The 17,967-nt window shown below is 56.7% G+C and carries 15 protein-coding genes; 5 read left to right on the top strand and 10 right to left on the bottom strand.

The genetic code is table 11. The features are described from left to right. Nucleotides 1–5: 5 nt before the first annotated feature. From rsmG to rpmH, 7 genes are all read right to left on the bottom strand, one after another. Nucleotides 6–650 (bottom strand): 16S rRNA (guanine(527)-N(7))-methyltransferase RsmG, encoded by a 645-nt coding sequence (gene rsmG, locus F8N96_RS24250; RefSeq protein ID WP_150799962.1) that lies wholly within the window; start codon nt 648–650, stop codon nt 6–8. Next, nucleotides 647–2,545: a tRNA uridine-5-carboxymethylaminomethyl(34) synthesis enzyme MnmG gene (mnmG, locus tag F8N96_RS24245; RefSeq protein WP_150799961.1), complete on the bottom strand. Its 1,899-nt coding sequence runs from the start codon at nt 2,543–2,545 to the stop codon at nt 647–649. The genes rsmG and mnmG overlap by 4 nt, the downstream gene beginning before the upstream one ends. A gap of 630 nt (nt 2,546–3,175) precedes the next feature. Beyond that, on the bottom strand, nt 3,176–4,546 hold the full coding sequence (gene mnmE / locus F8N96_RS24240; RefSeq protein ID WP_150799960.1) for a tRNA uridine-5-carboxymethylaminomethyl(34) synthesis GTPase MnmE: 1,371 nt from the start codon (nt 4,544–4,546) through the stop codon (nt 3,176–3,178). A 79-nt stretch (nt 4,547–4,625) separates the two neighbouring features. Then, on the bottom strand, nt 4,626–6,314 hold the full coding sequence (gene yidC, locus F8N96_RS24235; RefSeq protein ID WP_150799959.1) for a membrane protein insertase YidC: 1,689 nt from the start codon (nt 6,312–6,314) through the stop codon (nt 4,626–4,628). 2 nt (nt 6,315–6,316) lie between these two features. Next, nucleotides 6,317–6,562 carry a membrane protein insertion efficiency factor YidD gene (yidD, locus tag F8N96_RS24230; RefSeq protein ID WP_074872215.1) on the bottom strand — a complete coding sequence of 82 codons (246 nt, stop codon included), beginning with the start codon at nt 6,560–6,562 and terminating at the stop codon, nt 6,317–6,319. Beyond that, nucleotides 6,555–6,956 carry a ribonuclease P protein component gene (gene rnpA, locus F8N96_RS24225; protein WP_224789442.1) on the bottom strand — a complete coding sequence of 134 codons (402 nt, stop codon included), beginning with the start codon at nt 6,954–6,956 and terminating at the stop codon, nt 6,555–6,557. Before rnpA ends, yidD begins: the two co-directional genes overlap by 8 nt. A 16-nt stretch (nt 6,957–6,972) precedes the next feature. After that, entirely contained in the window at nt 6,973–7,107 is a 135-nt protein-coding gene (gene rpmH, locus F8N96_RS24220; protein ID WP_003213577.1) for a 50S ribosomal protein L34, read from the bottom strand. Between the two features lie 566 nt (nt 7,108–7,673). On the opposite strand from rpmH, the gene dnaA reads away from it, so the two are divergent. The 4 genes from dnaA to gyrB are packed head-to-tail and all read left to right on the top strand — an operon-like array spanning nt 7,674 to nt 13,884. After that, nucleotides 7,674–9,194 (top strand): chromosomal replication initiator protein DnaA, encoded by a 1,521-nt coding sequence (gene dnaA, locus F8N96_RS24215; protein WP_150799957.1) that lies wholly within the window; start codon nt 7,674–7,676, stop codon nt 9,192–9,194. Nucleotides 9,195–9,233: 39 nt separating this feature from the next. Further along, nucleotides 9,234–10,337: a DNA polymerase III subunit beta gene (gene dnaN, locus F8N96_RS24210; protein WP_064680536.1), complete on the top strand. Its 1,104-nt coding sequence runs from the start codon at nt 9,234–9,236 to the stop codon at nt 10,335–10,337. Nucleotides 10,338–10,357: 20 nt separating this feature from the next. Beyond that, complete coding sequence (recF, locus tag F8N96_RS24205; RefSeq protein ID WP_131059041.1) at nt 10,358–11,461, top strand: DNA replication/repair protein RecF; 1,104 nt, start codon at nt 10,358–10,360, stop codon at nt 11,459–11,461. A 5-nt stretch (nt 11,462–11,466) separates the two neighbouring features. Then, nucleotides 11,467–13,884, top strand: a complete 2,418-nt coding sequence (gene gyrB / locus F8N96_RS24200) for a DNA topoisomerase (ATP-hydrolyzing) subunit B (RefSeq protein WP_064680829.1) — start codon at nt 11,467–11,469, stop codon at nt 13,882–13,884. A gap of 74 nt (nt 13,885–13,958) precedes the next feature. Here the strand turns inward: gyrB and F8N96_RS24195 are convergent, their stop codons facing one another. Continuing rightward, nucleotides 13,959–14,681 (bottom strand): response regulator transcription factor, encoded by a 723-nt coding sequence (locus F8N96_RS24195; protein ID WP_150799956.1) that lies wholly within the window; start codon nt 14,679–14,681, stop codon nt 13,959–13,961. A 170-nt stretch (nt 14,682–14,851) separates the two neighbouring features. Between F8N96_RS24195 and F8N96_RS24190 the strand changes: the two genes are divergently transcribed. Next, nucleotides 14,852–16,384, top strand: coding sequence for a sensor histidine kinase (locus tag F8N96_RS24190; RefSeq protein ID WP_150799955.1), 1,533 nt, complete (start codon nt 14,852–14,854; stop codon nt 16,382–16,384). Between the two features lie 179 nt (nt 16,385–16,563). Here the strand turns inward: F8N96_RS24190 and F8N96_RS24185 are convergent, their stop codons facing one another. After that, entirely contained in the window at nt 16,564–17,343 is a 780-nt protein-coding gene (locus F8N96_RS24185; RefSeq protein ID WP_150799954.1) for a lysophospholipid acyltransferase family protein, read from the bottom strand. A gap of 80 nt (nt 17,344–17,423) precedes the next feature. Beyond that, nucleotides 17,424–17,963 carry a D-glycero-beta-D-manno-heptose 1,7-bisphosphate 7-phosphatase gene (gmhB, locus tag F8N96_RS24180; protein ID WP_191630674.1) on the bottom strand — a complete coding sequence of 180 codons (540 nt, stop codon included), beginning with the start codon at nt 17,961–17,963 and terminating at the stop codon, nt 17,424–17,426. Nucleotides 17,964–17,967 lie beyond the last annotated feature (4 nt).

Raw genomic sequence — 17,967 nt, 5'->3', positions numbered from 1 at the left:
CCCAATCATGCCGTGCGGCGCAGTATCAGCAGATGGCGTTGGCCTTGGCAACCAGGTACGGCCAGGGCGTGTTCGCTATCGAGGTGGAAGTCTGCCGGCAATGCTACCAGCTCATCAGCCGGATGAACGCCCTTCATTGCCAGCCAACGTGTATCTGTGTCGCCGAGGTGGCGAGTCCAGTTGCTGAAGTTATCCATACTGCTGAACGCCCGGGAGATGATCCCGTTGAAGGCTTGAGCAGGCTGAAATTCTTCGACGCGACTGTGGATAACTTGCAGGTTATCCAATTTGAGTTCGAGTTTGACCTGGGTCAGGAAGCGGGTTTTCTTGCCATTGCTGTCCAGGCACGTCACCTGGGACCCTGGAAACAGGATGGCCAACGGAATACCCGGCATGCCGCCGCCGCTGCCAACGTCCAGCCAACGACCGTTTTCGACGAACCCCATCACGCTCAAACTGTCGAGCAGGTGACGGGACACCATTTCGTCCGGATCGCGCACGGCGGTCAGGTTGTAAGCCTTGTTCCATTTTATCAACAGGGCCAGATAACCCAGCAGCTGGGCATGCTGGGTGTCGGACAGTGTGACTCCGAGTTGGCGAGCACCTGTGGATAACTCTTCTGCGTGCTTCGAGGTGACCGACGAACTCAAGCGCTTTGCTCCAACTGACGGCTAGCGCCGCGTTTTTTCAAATGAATCATCAACAGCGAAATCGCTGCCGGCGTGACACCCGGGATACGTGACGCCTGGCCCAGGGTCTCTGGACGGGTCGTTCCGAGCTTGCTCTGGATCTCTTTGGAGAGACCGGAAATATTCGTGTAATCGATATCCACTGGCAGTTTCGTATCTTCACTGGCCCGCAAGCGTGCGATTTCATCCTGCTGGCGATCAATGTAACCGGCGTATTTGGTCTTGATTTCGACCTGCTCGGCGACTTGTGGATCTTCTGCGCCGCCACCGGTCACGGCGATCAGACCCGCGTAGTCGATTTCCGGACGGCTCAACAGGTTGAGCAAATTGTATTCGTGGGTCAGGGGCGTGCCGAATTTTTCTGAGATGGCATCGCCTTGCTCGGTGCCCGGGCGAACCCAGGTACTTTTCAAACGTTGTTCTTCCAGGGAGATGCTTTCGCGTTTGGTGCAGAACGCCGCCCAACGGGCATCATCCACCAGACCCAGTTCGCGACCTTTTTCGGTCAGGCGAAGGTCGGCGTTGTCTTCGCGCAGAATCAGGCGGTACTCGGCCCGGGAGGTGAACATCCGATACGGTTCCTGGGTACCCAAGGTAATCAGGTCGTCGACCAATACCCCGATGTACGCCTCATCCCGACGCGGGCACCAGGCATCTTTGCCCTGGGCACGCAGTGCGGCATTGGCTCCGGCCAGCAAACCCTGGGCGCCGGCTTCTTCGTAACCGGTGGTGCCGTTGATTTGCCCGGCAAAAAACAGACCGCCGATGACTTTGGTTTCCAGGCTGTACTTCAGGTCACGCGGGTCGAAGTAATCGTACTCGATGGCGTAACCCGGCCGCACGATGTGCGCGTTTTCCATGCCGCGGATCGATTGCACTATCTGCAACTGCACGTCGAACGGCAAGGATGTGGATATCCCGTTCGGGTACAGCTCGTTGGTCGTCAGGCCTTCGGGTTCGATGAAGACCTGGTGGCTTTCCTTGTCGGCAAAGCGATGGATCTTGTCTTCGATCGACGGGCAGTAGCGCGGGCCAATGCCTTCGATCGACCCTGCATCGGAATACATCGGCGAACGATCGAGGTTGGCGGCGATGATCTCGTGGGTGCGGGCATTGGTGTGGGTAATCCAGCAGCTGACCTGTTTCGGGTGCTGCTCTTTTGAGCCCATGAACGACATCACCGGAATCGGCGTATCGCCTGCTTGCTCGGTCATCACAGAGAAATCCACAGAACGACCGTCGATACGCGGCGGTGTACCGGTTTTCAGGCGACCGACCCGCAATGGCAATTCACGCAAACGGTGAGCCAGGGCAATCGATGGCGGATCACCGGCGCGACCGCCGGAAAAATTCTGCATCCCGATGTGGATAAGTCCACCGAGGAAGGTGCCAGTGGTCAACACCACGGAATCGGCGAGGAAACGCAGACCCATTTGGGTGACTACACCACGCACCTGCTCCTGTTCGACGATCAGGTCATCGGCGGCTTGTTGAAATATCCACAGGTTCGGCTGGTTTTCCAGGGCTTCGCGGACAGCGGCCTTGTACAGAACCCGGTCGGCTTGAGCGCGAGTCGCTCGCACGGCCGGGCCTTTGCGGCTGTTCAACACGCGAAACTGAATACCGCCTTTATCGGTGGCCATGGCCATCGCGCCGCCCAGGGCATCGATTTCCTTGACCAGGTGGCTTTTGCCGATCCCGCCAATGGCAGGGTTGCAACTCATGGCGCCGAGGGTTTCCACGTTATGCGTCAGCAACAGGGTTTTTGCCCCCATGCGTGCTGACGCCAGTGCTGCCTCGGTACCGGCATGACCGCCGCCGATGACGATCACTTCAAAACGGGAAGGGAAATCCACCACGCACCTCGTGCCTGCTTCAGTCAGGTAATCAGAAATAGTTTGACCACAGGTTTTTGGACCTGGTCGGCAAGTATAGGGACTTCGCCCTTCCTAAAGAACCCTTTGCACAAAATTTAACCAGCTGTGGAAAAGTCGGATTAACAGAAATAAAAAAGAAAGAAAGATATTAAATCTTTGTTTTTATGTTTATTTATACTGAAGCACGTTTCTGTGGATAGATTGCTATAGGCCTTTATATTCAACGTGTACAGAGGATCAAAACCCTGTGGTCATGTGCCAATGAGGCCCTTGGATAAGCGGTTTAAGCCTGTGAGTAAAACGGGGTGTTATCCACAGCGGTAGTTATCGTCAGTTTTCTGACGCTGTTATCAACTGCCCTTAGTGGCAGTTATTCACAGGGCTTAATCCACAGAAAAGCGCGAATCGGGCAAATTCCGTGCACAGAGAATCCGCTCAAGCAGACAGAATCTGCTCGGCACTGGAAGAGAATTTAAGAGAAAGGAAGAAACAGACAGGCTAGAAAGCTGACCCTTGTAGGAGTGAGCTTGCTCGCGATGGACCCGAGGGTAACGCGTTTAACCAACAAACACGCGTTATCGGTTACGTCCATCGCAAGCAAGCTTGCTCCTACTTACCGATGCAGAAGCTGGAAAAAATCCGCCCCAACAGATCATCGGAGCTGAAAGCACCGGTGATTTCACCCAGCGAGTGTTGGGCCTGGCGCAGATCTTCGGCCAGCAGCTCACCGGCACCTGCCAATGTCAGCTGCGCACGGCCATGCTCGAGGGAGGCACTGGCATGGCGCAAGGCTTCGAGGTGCCGCCTGCGAGCGCTGAAGCTGCTCTCGGAGGTCTGTTCGTAGCCCATGCAGGCCTTGAGATGATCGCGCAGCAGTTCCAGGCCATCGCCTGCAGACTTGGCGCTGAGGCTGATGGTGACGTGGCCATCCTCGCTGACTTCCAGGGCAATGGCTTCACCGGTGAGGTCAGCCTTGTTACGGATCAACGTGACTTTCGCCGGGTCTGGACGGGTCTCCAGGAATTCAGGCCACAACGCGAACGGATCGAGTGCTTCGGGTGCGGTGGCGTCGACCACCAGCAATACGCGATCTGCTTCGCCAATGGCCTTCAATGCCCGTTCGACGCCGATCTTTTCCACTTGATCATCGGTGTCCCGCAAACCTGCGGTATCAACCACATGCAGCGGCATGCCATCGATGTGGATATGTTCGCGAAGAATGTCCCGGGTGGTGCCGGCAATCTCGGTGACGATCGCCGCCTCACGACCGGCCAATGCGTTCAGCAGGCTGGATTTTCCCGCATTCGGTCGACCGGCAATTACCACCGTCATGCCGTCGCGCAGCAATGCCCCCTGCCCGGCTTCGCGCAATACGGTGGATAACTCATCACGTACCTTGTCGAGCATGCTCAATACATGGCCATCGGCAAGGAAGTCGATTTCCTCTTCCGGGAAGTCGATGGCCGCTTCGACGTAAATCCGCAGGCCAATCAATTGCTCGGTGAGGTTATGCACACGCTCGGAAAAGGCGCCCTGCAAGGAACGCAAGGCATTGCGTGCAGCCTGTGCCGAGCTCGCCTCGATCAAGTCAGCGATGGCTTCGGCCTGCGCCAGGTCGAGTTTGTCGTTGAGGAAGGCGCGTTCGCTGAACTCACCGGGACGAGCCAGTCGGCAGCCCAGTTCCAGGCATCGCTTGAGCAGCATATCCAGAACCACCGGGCCGCCATGACCCTGGAGTTCCAGCACATCTTCGCCGGTGAACGAGTTCGGTCCCGGGAAATACAGGGCAATGCCTTGGTCCAGAACCTCATCGTTTCCACTGAGGAAGGGGCCGTAGTGGGCAAACCGCGGCTTGAGTTCACGACCGCTGAAGGCCTTGGCTGCAACACTCGCCAGAGGCCCTGAAATACGGACGATGCCCACACCACCGCGACCTTGTGCGGTGGCGACGGCAGCGATGGTTTCACGAGGAACGCTCATAAACCGGTATCCAGACAAAAGTGACAGATAGCAAAACGCCCCACTAGGGGGCGTTTTGAGTGGTTAACCACAGAGCAAGTTACGCCTCGGCTTTTTTCACAGCCGCTTCGATCTTACGCGTGATGTACCACTGTTGGGCGATCGACAACACGTTGTTCACAACCCAGTACAGAACCAGACCAGCCGGGAACCACAGGAAGAAGAAGGTGAAGATGATTGGCATCAGCTTCATCACCTTGGCCTGCATCGGATCCGGAGGCGTTGGGTTCAACTGCTGCTGGATAAACATGGTGACACCCATGATGATCGGCAGAATGAAGAACGGATCCTTGATCGACAAGTCCGTAATCCACAGCATGAACGGCGCCTGGCGCATTTCAACGCTTTCCAGCAGAACCCAGTACAGCGAAAGGAAAACCGGCATTTGCACGAGGATTGGCAAGCAACCACCCAGCGGATTGATCTTCTCTTTCTTGTACAGCTCCATCATGGCTTGCGACATTTTCTGCCGGTCGTCGCCATGCTGCTCTTTCAGCGCAGCCAGTTTTGGTGCCACTGCACGCATGCGCGCCATGGATTTGTAGCTGGCAGCCGACAGCGGGAAGAAAATCCCCTTGATCAGCATGGTCAGGAAGATGATCGACCAGCCCCAGTTACCGACGATCGCGTGGATGTGTCCCAGCAACCAGAAGATTGGCTGGGCAATGAACCACAGAATGCCGTAGTCGACGGTCAGTTCCAGACCTGGGGATAACTCTTTGAGCACTGCCTGGCTTTTCGGACCGGCGTACAGAACTGCACTGGTCTCGGCTTTTGCACCTGGTGCGACGCTCATTGCCGGGCCGGTATAACCGATGATGTAGTTGCCCTTGCTGTCTTTACGGGTCTGGACGACGTTGTTTTCGCCCTTGGCCGGAATCCAGGCGGTAACGAAGTAGTGTTGCAACCACGCAACCCAACCACCCGTGACCGTTTCCTTCAACTGCGCCTTGTCCATGTCCTTCATGGACACTTTCTTGTACGGCTCGTTACTTGTCCACAGGGCAGCGCCCAGGTAAGTCGCGGTACCGGTGGCGGTGGTGGAGGAAGGATCGCCGCTGGCGTCGCGCTTCAGTTGCGCGAACATCGCACCGGACCAGGGCTGCGCGCTCTGGTTATCGATCAGGTAGGAAACGGTTACGTCATACAGGCCACGTTTCAGGGTGAAACGCTTGATGTAATTGACGCCGTCCTTGCTGAACTTAAGGTCCACGACCAATTGGTCCTGATCGTCAGCCAGTTGATAAGTCTTCTTCTCCGAGGAGTAGACCGGACGACCGGTCGGACTTGCATCCGGGCCGTTGGTACCGATCAGACCGCTTTGCGCCAGGTAAGTCAGTTCACCGCCGTTATCGAACAGCTGGAACGGAATTTCCGGATGGTCCTGGCGACGTGGATATAACGGCAATTTCAGCTGGGCAACATCGCCACCTTGTGGATCGACTGCCAGGTCGAGCACATCCGTTTTGATCTGGATGAGGTCTTTGCTTGCCGCTACTGGTGTTTCAGCAGGTGCAGTTGCACTGGTATCGCTTGCGGCGCGGGGGATGTCGTCACTGACAGAAGCATTATTGCCAGTCGCCGTATCCGGTAGACCCGGTGCGGTAGTACTGGAAGCAACATTCTGAGTCGGCAGGGCAGCCTGGCCATAGTCCTGGTTCCATTTAAGAACCATAACGTAGGACACGATTGCCAGGGCGACGATCAGGATCGTGCGTTTGATATCCATGATTACTCGGCCATCGAAGAAGAACGGGAGGTAGGGATAGATGGAACCGGGTCATAACCACCGGGATTCCACGGATGACAGCGACCTAAACGACGAAAGGCCAGCCAGCCACCGCGCAGAAGGCCATGATTTTCTATGGCTTCGTACGCGTAGCAGGAACAACTGGGGTAGAAACGACAGTGACTGGCCATCAGAGGACTAATGGCATAGCGATAAAACTGGATCGGAACGAGTGCCAGTTTACGCATCGGGACTGTCTACCCCTACAGTTTCGGTTTTGACTGCTGGTACCGGCGAGCTGCGTGCCAGACGCTTCCAGAGTTTGCCGAAATGCTGAATCAATTCGGGGTTTTCTACATCACCCAAACCTTTGCGCGCGACGATAACGATGTCCCAGCCGGCCAGTGAGTCCTGGTTCAGACGGAACGATTCGCGCATCAGACGTTTGAGGCGATTGCGCTCAACGGAGAGTTTTACGCTCTTTTTCCCGATAACCAGCCCGAGACGGGGGTGATCGAGATCGTTGTTGCGCGCAAGGAGCAGGAGATTTTTCCCCGGAACCTTGCCGGTAGGGGAGTCAAAGACTGCCTTGAAATGCCGGGGGGTAAGCAGGCGCTTTTCCCGACTGAAGTCCTGACTCACCTCCAGTGCCGGATTATCAAACTGCCAGACGCGCACGACCTTTGGCGCGACGACGCGACAGGACGGCACGACCGTTCTTGGTAGCCATGCGAGCACGGAAACCGTGGGTACGAGCGCGTTTGATGGTGCTTGGTTGGAAAGTACGTTTCATTGTCGTGTTACCTGATTCGTCCACAACGGGCCGGAATGGCCCCCGTTTTAAGAGACCGGGGATTCTAGAGAAAGCAAGCCTCTAGGTCAATTTCCAACCAGCGTTTCCTTATAAATAGATCTACAGGGGTTTCTCCGGTCCCTGCCCTCCGCTAGATATAGAAATAAAGAAGGAAAGTATTTAAAGCTTTTCTGTAAAGCTTATAAAAGCTAGGCCCGCGATCATCTGTGGATAACTACCTCTAGCCCTTTTAGTACGTGCTGTACAGAGAATGACAACTACAGTGGAAAACAGGGGGCAGCCTGTGCTGCGCTGTCGGATAACCTGTGCGTGAAAAGGCCACTTATCCACAGGTGGGTTATCCACCGAGTTTCGCCCCCACTTGTGCAACGACCTTACGGGTGGTTATCCACAGAGCTTATACACAGACCATTGGTCGAGTTTTTTCCAGCGAAAACCGCGATTCTTATGCGGCAGTGAATAACCTACGTGTGGATAAGTAGGCGTCTGGTCGCTACAATGGCCGCTTGTTTTTGCCTCACCGGCTTTCAACTTAGGGGATATCCGTGTCAGTGGAACTATGGCAGCAGTGCGTGGAGCTTTTGCGCGATGAGCTGCCTGCCCAACAATTCAACACTTGGATCCGTCCGCTACAGGTCGAAGCCGAAGGCGACGAGTTGCGTGTCTACGCACCGAATCGTTTTGTTCTCGACTGGGTAAACGAAAAGTACCTGGGCCGCGTCCTCGAACTGCTGGATGAGCATGGCAATGGCATGACGCCTGCGCTTTCCTTATTAATAGGCAGCAAACGCAGTTCGGCCCCACGTGCCGCTCCCAATGCGCCGCTGGCTGCTGCCGCGTCCCAGGCGCAGGCGGCTCAAACGCCTGTCAGCGCTCCGGCTCCCGCACCGGCGGCCACGCCGACCAAGCGATCGACGCACAAAGTTGCCGAAGTCAGTGAGGAGCCATCCCGCGACAGTTTCGACCCGATGGCGGGTGCGAGTTCTCAACAGGCCCCGGTCCGCTCTGAACAGCGCACCGTGCAGGTTGAAGGTGCGCTCAAGCACACCAGCTACCTGAACCGCACCTTCACCTTCGAGAACTTTGTCGAGGGCAAGTCCAACCAACTGGCCCGGGCTGCGGCCTGGCAAGTCGCGGACAACCCCAAGCACGGTTACAACCCGCTCTTCCTTTATGGTGGTGTGGGCCTGGGTAAAACCCACTTGATGCACGCTGTGGGTAACCACCTGCTGAAGAAGAACCCGAATGCCAAGGTCGTGTACCTGCATTCCGAGCGTTTCGTGGCGGACATGGTCAAGGCGCTGCAATTGAACGCGATCAACGAGTTCAAGCGCTTCTACCGTTCGGTGGACGCGCTGTTGATCGATGACATTCAGTTCTTCGCCCGCAAGGAGCGCTCCCAGGAAGAGTTTTTCCACACCTTCAATGCCCTGCTTGAAGGTGGGCAGCAGGTCATTCTTACCAGTGACCGCTATCCTAAAGAAATTGAAGGCCTGGAAGAGCGCCTCAAGTCTCGATTCGGTTGGGGGCTGACGGTTGCCGTCGAGCCGCCGGAGCTGGAAACCCGCGTGGCGATCCTGATGAAAAAGGCCGACCAGGCCAAAGTCGATCTGCCACACGACGCGGCGTTCTTCATTGCCCAGCGCATTCGCTCCAACGTTCGTGAGCTGGAAGGCGCGCTTAAACGCGTGATCGCCCACTCGCACTTCATGGGCCGCGACATCACCATCGAGCTGATTCGCGAATCCCTGAAAGACCTGTTGGCGCTGCAAGACAAACTGGTCTCTGTGGATAACATTCAGCGCACCGTCGCCGAGTACTACAAGATCAAGATCTCGGACCTGCTGTCCAAGCGTCGTTCACGCTCGGTCGCTCGTCCGCGTCAGGTTGCCATGGCGTTGTCCAAAGAGTTGACTAACCACAGCCTGCCGGAAATCGGCGACGTGTTTGGTGGCCGGGACCACACGACTGTTTTGCACGCCTGCCGCAAGATCAACGAACTCAAGGAATCCGACGCGGACATCCGCGAGGACTACAAGAACCTGCTGCGTACACTGACCACTTGATGAACACCAGCGCAGCTTATTAAGGCAAGGGACTAGACCATGCATTTCACCATTCAACGCGAAGCCCTGTTGAAACCCCTGCAACTGGTCGCAGGCGTCGTCGAGCGCCGACAGACCTTGCCGGTGCTCTCCAACGTGCTGCTGGTTGTCGAAGGCCAGCAACTGTCGCTGACCGGTACCGACCTGGAAGTCGAGCTGGTCGGTCGTGTCCAACTCGAAGAACCTGCCGATCCGGGTTCCATCACGGTGCCTGCGCGCAAGCTGATGGACATCTGCAAAAGCTTGCCGAACGACGCGCTGATCGACATCAAGGTCGACGAGCAGAAGCTTGTGGTGAAGGCCGGCCGTAGCCGCTTTACCTTGTCGACGTTGCCGGCCAACGATTTCCCGACAGTGGAAGAAGGCCCTGGCTCGCTGACCTGCAGCCTGGAGCAAAGCAAATTACGTCGTCTGATCGAGCGCACCAGCTTCGCCATGGCCCAGCAGGACGTGCGTTACTACTTGAACGGCATGCTGCTGGAAGTCTCTGCCGGCATCATCCGCGCCGTGGCAACAGACGGTCACCGCCTGGCCATGTGCTCGATGCAAGCCGATATCGGTCAGCCGGATCGCCACCAGGTCATCGTACCGCGCAAGGGTATCCTTGAGCTGGCGCGCTTGCTGACCGAACCGGACGGCATCGTCAGCATCGTCCTGGGTCAACACCACATCCGCGCCACCACTGGTGAGTTCACCTTCACCTCGAAACTGGTCGACGGCAAATTCCCTGATTACGAGCGCGTTCTGCCAAAAGGCGGCGACAAGCTGGTGCTGGGTGATCGTCAGGCGCTGCGTGAAGCTTTTAGCCGTACCGCGATTCTGTCCAACGAGAAATACCGGGGTATTCGCCTGCAGCTGGCCAATGGCCAGCTCAAGATCCAGGCCAACAACCCGGAGCAGGAAGAAGCGGAAGAAGAAGTGGGAGTCGAGTACAACGGCGGTCCGCTGGAAATCGGCTTCAACGTGAGCTATCTGCTCGACGTACTGGGCGTGATGACCACCGAGCAAGTTCGACTGATCCTGTCCGACTCCAACAGCAGCGCGCTGGTGCAGGAATCCGACAACGACGACTCGGCCTACGTTGTCATGCCGATGCGTCTGTAATCATGCTCAGCAGAAGCTAGATGTCCTTAAGTCGCGTCTCGGTCACCGCGGTGCGCAATCTGCACCCGGTGACCATCTCCCCCTCTCCCCGAATCAACATTCTTTACGGCGCCAACGGCAGCGGCAAAACCAGTGTTCTGGAAGCCATTCACTTGCTGGGGCTTGCCCGTTCGTTTCGTAGCACCCGCTTATTACCGGTCATCCAGTATGAGCAGCTCGCCTGCACGGTGTTTGGTCAGGTGGAGTTGGCCGAGGGTGGGCACAGCGCCTTGGGTATCTCACGAGACCGTCAAGGGGAGTTCCAGATCCGTATTGATGGACAGAACGCCCGCAGCGCGGCGCAACTGGCGGAGATCCTGCCACTGCAACTGATCAACCCCGACAGCTTCCGGCTGTTGGAGGGCGCGCCGAAGATTCGGAGACAGTTTCTCGACTGGGGTGTGTTCCACGTGGAACCGCGCTTCATGTCCACCTGGCAGCGCTTGCAGAAGGCCTTGCGCCAGAGAAACTCTTGGCTGCGGCATGGTACACTTGACGCCGTTTCGCAAGCGGTTTGGGACAGGGAACTGTGCCAGGCCAGCGCTGAAATTGATGAATACCGCCGCGCTTACATCAAAGCCTTGAAACCAGTCTTTGAACAGACCTTGAGCGAATTGGTTGAGCTCGAGGGCTTAACGCTCAGCTATTACCGAGGTTGGGATAAAGACCGCGAGCTGAGTGCAGTGCTCGCCGGTTCCCTACAGCGGGATCAGCAAATGGGTCACACCCAGGCCGGACCACAACGCGCTGATTTGCGCCTTCGACTGGGCGCTCATAACGCTGCCGACATCTTGTCCCGCGGTCAGCAGAAGTTAGTGGTTTGTGCATTGCGGATTGCCCAAGGGCACTTGGTCAGCCAGGCCCGACGCGGTCAGTGTATTTATCTGGTGGATGACCTGCCGTCCGAACTGGACGAGCACCACCGTCGCGCGCTTTGCCGCTTGCTGGAAGACTTACGCTGCCAAGTGTTTATCACTTGTGTAGATCACGAATTATTGAGGGAAGGCTGGCAGACGGAAACGCCAGTCGCTTTGTTCCACGTGGAACAGGGCCGTATCACCCAGACCCACGACCATCGGGAGTGAAGGCATTGAGCGAAGAAAATACGTACGACTCAACGAGCATTAAAGTGCTTAAAGGCCTGGATGCCGTACGCAAACGTCCCGGTATGTACATTGGTGACACCGACGATGGCAGCGGTCTGCACCACATGGTGTTCGAAGTGGTCGATAACTCGATCGACGAAGCTCTCGCCGGCCACTGCGATGACATCAGCATCATCATTCACCCGGACGAATCCATCACCGTGCGCGACAACGGTCGTGGCATCCCGGTAGACGTGCACAAAGAAGAAGGCGTTTCGGCAGCCGAGGTCATCATGACCGTACTGCACGCCGGCGGTAAGTTCGACGACAACTCCTACAAAGTATCCGGCGGTCTGCACGGTGTAGGTGTGTCGGTTGTGAACGCCCTGTCCGAAGAGCTGGTTCTGACCGTTCGCCGTAGCGGCAAGATCTGGGAACAGACCTACATCCACGGTGTTCCGAAGGAACCGATGAAAATCGTCGGCGAAAGCGAAACCACCGGCACCCAGATTCACTTCAAGCCATCCGACCTTACTTTCAAGAACATCCACTTCAGCTGGGACATCCTGGCCAAGCGGATCCGTGAATTGTCCTTTCTCAACTCCGGTGTCGGCATCGTCCTCAAGGATGAGCGTAGCGGCAAGGAAGAGTTGTTCAAGTACGAAGGCGGTCTGCGTGCGTTCGTTGAATACCTGAACACCAACAAGACGCCGGTCAACCAGGTGTTCCACTTCAACATCCAGCGTGAAGACGGCATTGGCGTGGAAATCGCCCTGCAGTGGAACGACAGCTTCAACGAGAACCTGTTGTGCTTCACCAACAACATCCCGCAGCGCGACGGCGGTACTCACCTGGTGGGTTTCCGTTCGGCCTTGACGCGTAACCTGAACACCTACATCGAAGCGGAAGGTCTGGCGAAGAAGCACAAAGTCGCGACCACCGGCGACGATGCCCGTGAAGGCCTGACCGCGATCATTTCGGTGAAAGTACCGGATCCGAAGTTCAGCTCCCAGACTAAAGACAAGCTGGTTTCTTCCGAAGTGAAGACCGCGGTCGAACAGGAAATGGGCAAGTACTTCTCCGACTTCCTGCTGGAAAACCCGAACGAAGCCAAACTGGTCGTCGGCAAGATGATCGACGCGGCTCGCGCTCGTGAAGCGGCGCGTAAGGCCCGTGAGATGACCCGTCGCAAAGGCGCGCTGGATATTGCCGGCCTGCCGGGCAAACTGGCTGACTGCCAGGAAAAAGACCCTGCCCTTTCCGAACTGTACCTCGTGGAAGGTGACTCTGCTGGCGGCTCCGCCAAGCAGGGACGCAACCGTAGGACCCAGGCCATCCTGCCGTTGAAGGGCAAGATCCTGAACGTCGAGAAGGCACGCTTCGACAAGATGATCTCTTCCCAGGAAGTGGGCACCTTGATCACCGCGCTGGGCTGCGGCATTGGCCGTGACGAGTACAACATCGACAAGTTGCGCTATCACAACATCATCATCATGACCGATGCTGACGTCGACGGTTCGCACATCCGTACCCTGCTGCTGACCTTCTTCTTCCGTCAGTTGCCGGAGCTGATCGAGCGCGGCTATATCTACATTGCGCAGCCGCCGCTGTACAAGGTCAAGAAAGGCAAGCAAGAGCAATACATCAAAGACGACGACGCCATGGAAGAGTACATGACGCAGTCGGCCCTGGAAGATGCGAGCCTGCACCTGAACGAGGAAGCACCGGGTATCTCCGGTGAAGCGCTCGAGCGTCTGGTGAATGACTTCCGCCTGGTGATGAAGACTCTCAAGCGTCTGTCGCGCCTGTACCCACAGGAACTGACCGAGCACTTCATCTACCTGCCTGCAGTGAGCATGGAGCAACTGTCCGATCACGCCGCAATGCAGGATTGGTTGGCCCAATACGAAGTTCGCCTGCGCACCGTCGAGAAGTCCGGCCTGGTCTACAAAGCCAGCCTGCGTGAAGACCGTGAACGTAACGTCTGGCTGCCCGAGGTCGAACTGATCTCCCACGGCCTGTCGAACTACGTCACGTTCAACCGCGACTTCTTCGGCAGCAACGATTACAAGACTGTCGTTTCCCTGGGCGCTCAACTGAGCACCTTGCTGGACGACGGCGCGTACATCCAGCGTGGCGAGCGCAAGAAGCCGGTCACCGAGTTCAAGGAAGCGCTTGAATGGCTGATGGCTGAAAGCACCAAGCGTCACACCATCCAGCGATACAAAGGTCTGGGTGAAATGAACCCGGATCAGCTGTGGGAAACCACCATGGACCCAAGCCAGCGCCGGATGCTTAAAGTCACCATCGAAGACGCCATTGGCGCGGATCAGATCTTCAACACCCTGATGGGTGATGCGGTCGAACCACGTCGTGACTTTATCGAAAGCAATGCCCTGGCGGTATCCAACCTGGATTTCTGATCCAGCTTACTTGCCAAAGGAGGCCATCGTTTACGCGGTGGCCTTTTTATTTGCCTGTCGAAATGTTTGTACGATTAATGATCGCTTGCCGCCCCCACACTTTCCAGTCGATACCCATACCCGTAAATCGTCAGCAGTTGCCAACCGCGATCAGCCGTCAGCCCCAGCTTGTTGCGCAGGCGATAAATGTGGGTATCCAGCGGCCGGGAAGACACCATCTCTTCATGGGTCCAGAACCGCTCATAGAGATACTCCCGGGACAGCGGTCGTCCCAGGTTACTGAACAGGCAACGCGCCAGTCGGTATTCCCGCTCGGTCATCCCGATAGATTTGCCGGCGCGGTTTACAGTCAATTCGGCATCATCGAACACCAGGTCATTAAAACTCAGTACTTCGGTCGGTGCCGCACGTTGCAGGCTATGCCGGCGTAACACTGCAGCCACTCTGGCTTTCAGTTCATTGGGTCGAAACGGCTTGCTGACGTAATCGTCGGCGCCCGCATTCAACGCCTGGACGATATCGCTTTCGGCATCGCGGCTGGTCAGCATGATCGCGGCGGGTGGTGCGTCCATGTGTTCGCGGGTCCAGCGCAACAGCGACAGGCCGCTGAAGCCCGGCAACTGCCAGTCGAGGATCAGCAGGTCGAATGTTTCCCGTCGCAGTTGTCGTAACAGGTCTTCTCCCTGCTCGAAGCTGTGCAATGACCAGGTAAGCTCACCCGGTTCGGTCATCTGCCGCAAGGTCTGTTCCACCCTGCGCAGTTCTGCCGGTTCGTCATCCAGTATCGCTACACGCATGTCGTTATTCCTTTGGCGGCCAGCATGTTATCTGACAATACACGTTCGGCTGGAGAGTGAAAGTAAGCCGCTTTCCGTTGGTCGCGTCCGCTATGATTCTTCAAGCGCCCTCCTCTGGGAACTGTGACCCATGAACGAAATCCCCTACATCCATTACGTCAGTATTGACCATGAATAATGAGCGCCGCCGGGAAAGTCGCGAGCCGACTCAAGTCCAAAGGTTATTCCGGCAACTGGTCCGAGAATGGCTGTGGATAAGCTTGCTGTTGTTACCCCTGACGGGCCTGCTTTCCTTCAATGCAGAGACCAGCCACCGAAATGGCTCAGGTGTGTGGGGCGCGTTGTTGTCTGTTTGTCTGGTTGCCTGTGTCTTGGGTTTGTTATTGCTACGTCCGAGGCTGGCGCTCTGGTTGACTGTCGCGGGCATGAGCTGTGCGTTGCTGGCGAGCGTAGGGTTCGCGAAACTGGGCTGGTGGTGGTCCCCTGCAGCAAGTCTGTTGGGCATGCTGTTCGGTTACCTGATCTGGAACTGGCGGCGCTTGAGTGTGGTACTGACCTATTTTGGCTGGGAACTGGAGCGGCTGGACAGCGAGCCGAAGGTCTTTCCGGAGCGTCGCCGTGCACAATTTCCCACTGACGACCCTTTGCAAGGCCAGATCATGGCGCTGGAACAAGCGATGGGTCGAACCCGTGATACCCGCCGCTTTATCGCCGATGGCCTGGAGTATTTGCCGGTCGCCACATTGATCAGTGATCCTCATGGCCGGATTTTGCTGGGTAACCGTAATGCCAGGGATCTGTTCGGCGCCAATCTGGTGGGCGATGACGTTCTGGAGCAATTGGCGAAACTGGGCTATCCGGAACTGGTTGAAGGCCCTCGGCCGCGCTTATCGACGTTGCCGTTGGTGGAGTTCAGGGACTTCAAAGAACGCAGTCTGCGTCTGGAGCGCGCTGCTTTACTGCCGGTGGACGGAGAAACGCCTATCGGCTGGTTATTGAGCCTGACCGACCTCAGCGTTGAGCGTGATGCCGAGGAGCAACGCGGCGTACTGTTACGCTTCTTGTCCCACGATCTGCGGGCGCCCCATTCGGCGATACTCGCCCTGCTCGACGTACACCGACATCAAGCCGTCGGGGACACTCAACTGTTCGATCAGATCGAGTGCCAGGTGCGTCGAGCGTTGGAATTGACTGACGGTTTCGTACAACTGGCCAAGGCCGAATCAGAGGCTTATCAGTTCCAGCCGAGCCTGTTTGCGATGATGGTGCTGGATGTCTTCGATCAAACTTTGACCATTGCGCAGTTGAAGCAGATCGAAATGGTCCATCACCTGGATGATGTCGCGCAGGAAAGCTTGATCATGGCCGATCAGGCGCTACTGACCCGAGCCTTGTTCAATCTGCTGGAGAACGCCATCAAGTACAGCGGCCCCGGCACTCGAATCATTGTGCAGGTCAACTGCGCCGAAGGCTGGCTGATATGCGAGATCATTGACCAAGGCAAAGGCATTGCTGCAGAGGAATTGCCCGAACTGTTCAGCCAGTATCGGCGACTGTCTTCAGCCCAGGGCATCGACGGCGTGGGGTTGGGGTTGTCGATGGTGAAGGCAGTGATGGATCGACATGGCGCAATGATTGAGTGTCAAAGTATGGTGGGTCAAGGCACACGTTTCCGGCTGCACTTTCCCTTGTTCAAGGATTGAAACACTCTATTTTGGCCATAAAAAAACCGGCTATATCAGCCGGTTTTTTTGCGCCCGAAAAAAACTTATGCACCTTTTCCGACGTTTTATGTGTTTATGAAATATGTATATAAATCATAAAGCTACAAGCTAAATACGGCACTTGTAAGCAAAACGATACACAGGTTATCCACAGAATCTCAGACAGCCATTCGATCACTGTCAGCCGGGGCTTGCGTGTCCGGTGGGAGCGAGCCCATTTCCCGTTGCATCTGCTCGTTCCAGGCCTGGACCCGATCGTTCAGCTCGGCGATGGCGCGCGGCCCGCTGCCGTCGGCGTACATGGGTTCACCGATGATCACGGTGATGACGCCCGGCTTCTTCGCCCAACCGGTTTTCGGCCAATATTTGCCTGCATTGTGCGCAATCGGCAGTACCGGGAGCGCAGCGTTGACCGCCAAAGCGGTGCCACCGCGGGAGAATTTTCCGATGGTGCCGTAGGGAACCCGCGTTCCTTCCGGGAAAATCAGCACCCACACGCCATCTTTGAGCAGCTCATCGCCCTTCTTGGCCACGTGTTTGAGTGCAGCTTTGGGATTGTCGCGGTCGATGGCAATCGGTCGCAGCATGGCCATCGCCCAACCGAAGAACGGAACGTAGAGCAGTTCACGCTTGAGCACTTGGCTCAGTGGCTCGAAGTAGGCCGAGAGAAAGAAGGTCTCCCAGGTGCTCTGGTGATTGGACTGAATCACGCAGGGCTGGTCAGGCACGTTTTCTGCGCCTCTGATTTCATGGCTGATGCCCAGAAAGACTTTGCTCAGCCACAAGGCGCAGCGGCACCAGTACACATTGATAAAGCGGTAGCGCGCCTTGAACGGCAGAAAAGGTGCGATAAAAAAGCTCAGGCTGCACCAGAGCAAAGAGCTGGTGCCCAGCAGCAGGTAAAAGAGGAAGGTTCTGATGGCCTGCAGTATCGACATGGCGACATTTACCGTGCGGGCATTGCCCGTCTATATAAGCGCACTCCCGATCAATCCTTGGCCAGGAATATCAGAAGCGCTCAATTGTGGATAAGTTCTGCGGCAATCGCCGCCAGATCGTCAAAAATCAAGGTGCCCACCGGCAGGGTCTTGCCCTGCGTCTTTTCGCCTTTCCCGGTCTTTACCAAAACTGGCTGAGAATCGACGGCCTTGGCGGCTTCCAGGTCACCGAGAGTATCGCCAACGAACCATAGATTGGTCAGCGCTACGTTGTAATGCGCGGCGATGGTTTTCAACATCCCCGGTTTTGGCTTGCGGCAATCGCAACCGTCGTCCGGCCCGTGCGGGCAGTAGACGATCAGCCCGACCTCACCGCCCTGCTCCGCCACCAGCGAGCGCAAGCGCTCGTGCATGGCGTCCAGGGTGGCGATGTCGTAATAGCCGCGAGCGATGCCCGACTGGTTGGTAGCCACCGCTACCGTCCAGCCGGCTTTGCTCAACTGCGCGATGGCTTCGATTGAACCGGGGAGTGGAATCCACTCCTCCACCGACTTGATGTAAGCGTCGGAGTCGTAATTGATCACCCCGTCCCGATCGAGAATCAGCAGTTTCAACAGCAATCCC

This window comes from Pseudomonas fluorescens (assembly GCF_902497855.1).
In the GTDB taxonomy this organism is placed as follows: domain Bacteria; phylum Pseudomonadota; class Gammaproteobacteria; order Pseudomonadales; family Pseudomonadaceae; genus Aquipseudomonas; species Aquipseudomonas fluorescens_BI.
This window is presented reverse-complemented; position numbering and strand designations above follow the sequence as displayed.

What these genes read in the sequence shown, in the direction of transcription:
- mnmE (WP_150799960.1), bottom strand. Translation starts at nt 4,546, where the DNA reads ATGAGCGTTCCTCGTGAAACCATCGCTGCCGTCGCCACCGCACAAGGT.
- yidC (WP_150799959.1), bottom strand. Translation starts at nt 6,314, where the DNA reads ATGGATATCAAACGCACGATCCTGATCGTCGCCCTGGCAATCGTGTCC.
- yidD (WP_074872215.1), bottom strand. Translation starts at nt 6,562, where the DNA reads ATGCGTAAACTGGCACTCGTTCCGATCCAGTTTTATCGCTATGCCATT.
- rpmH (WP_003213577.1), bottom strand. Translation starts at nt 7,107, where the DNA reads ATGAAACGTACTTTCCAACCAAGCACCATCAAACGCGCTCGTACCCAC.
- dnaN (WP_064680536.1), top strand. Translation starts at nt 9,234, where the DNA reads ATGCATTTCACCATTCAACGCGAAGCCCTGTTGAAACCCCTGCAACTG.
- recF (WP_131059041.1), top strand. Translation starts at nt 10,358, where the DNA reads ATGTCCTTAAGTCGCGTCTCGGTCACCGCGGTGCGCAATCTGCACCCG.
- F8N96_RS24195 (WP_150799956.1), bottom strand. Translation starts at nt 14,681, where the DNA reads ATGCGTGTAGCGATACTGGATGACGAACCGGCAGAACTGCGCAGGGTG.
- F8N96_RS24190 (WP_150799955.1), top strand. Translation starts at nt 14,852, where the DNA reads ATGAATAATGAGCGCCGCCGGGAAAGTCGCGAGCCGACTCAAGTCCAA.
- F8N96_RS24185 (WP_150799954.1), bottom strand. Translation starts at nt 17,343, where the DNA reads ATGTCGATACTGCAGGCCATCAGAACCTTCCTCTTTTACCTGCTGCTG.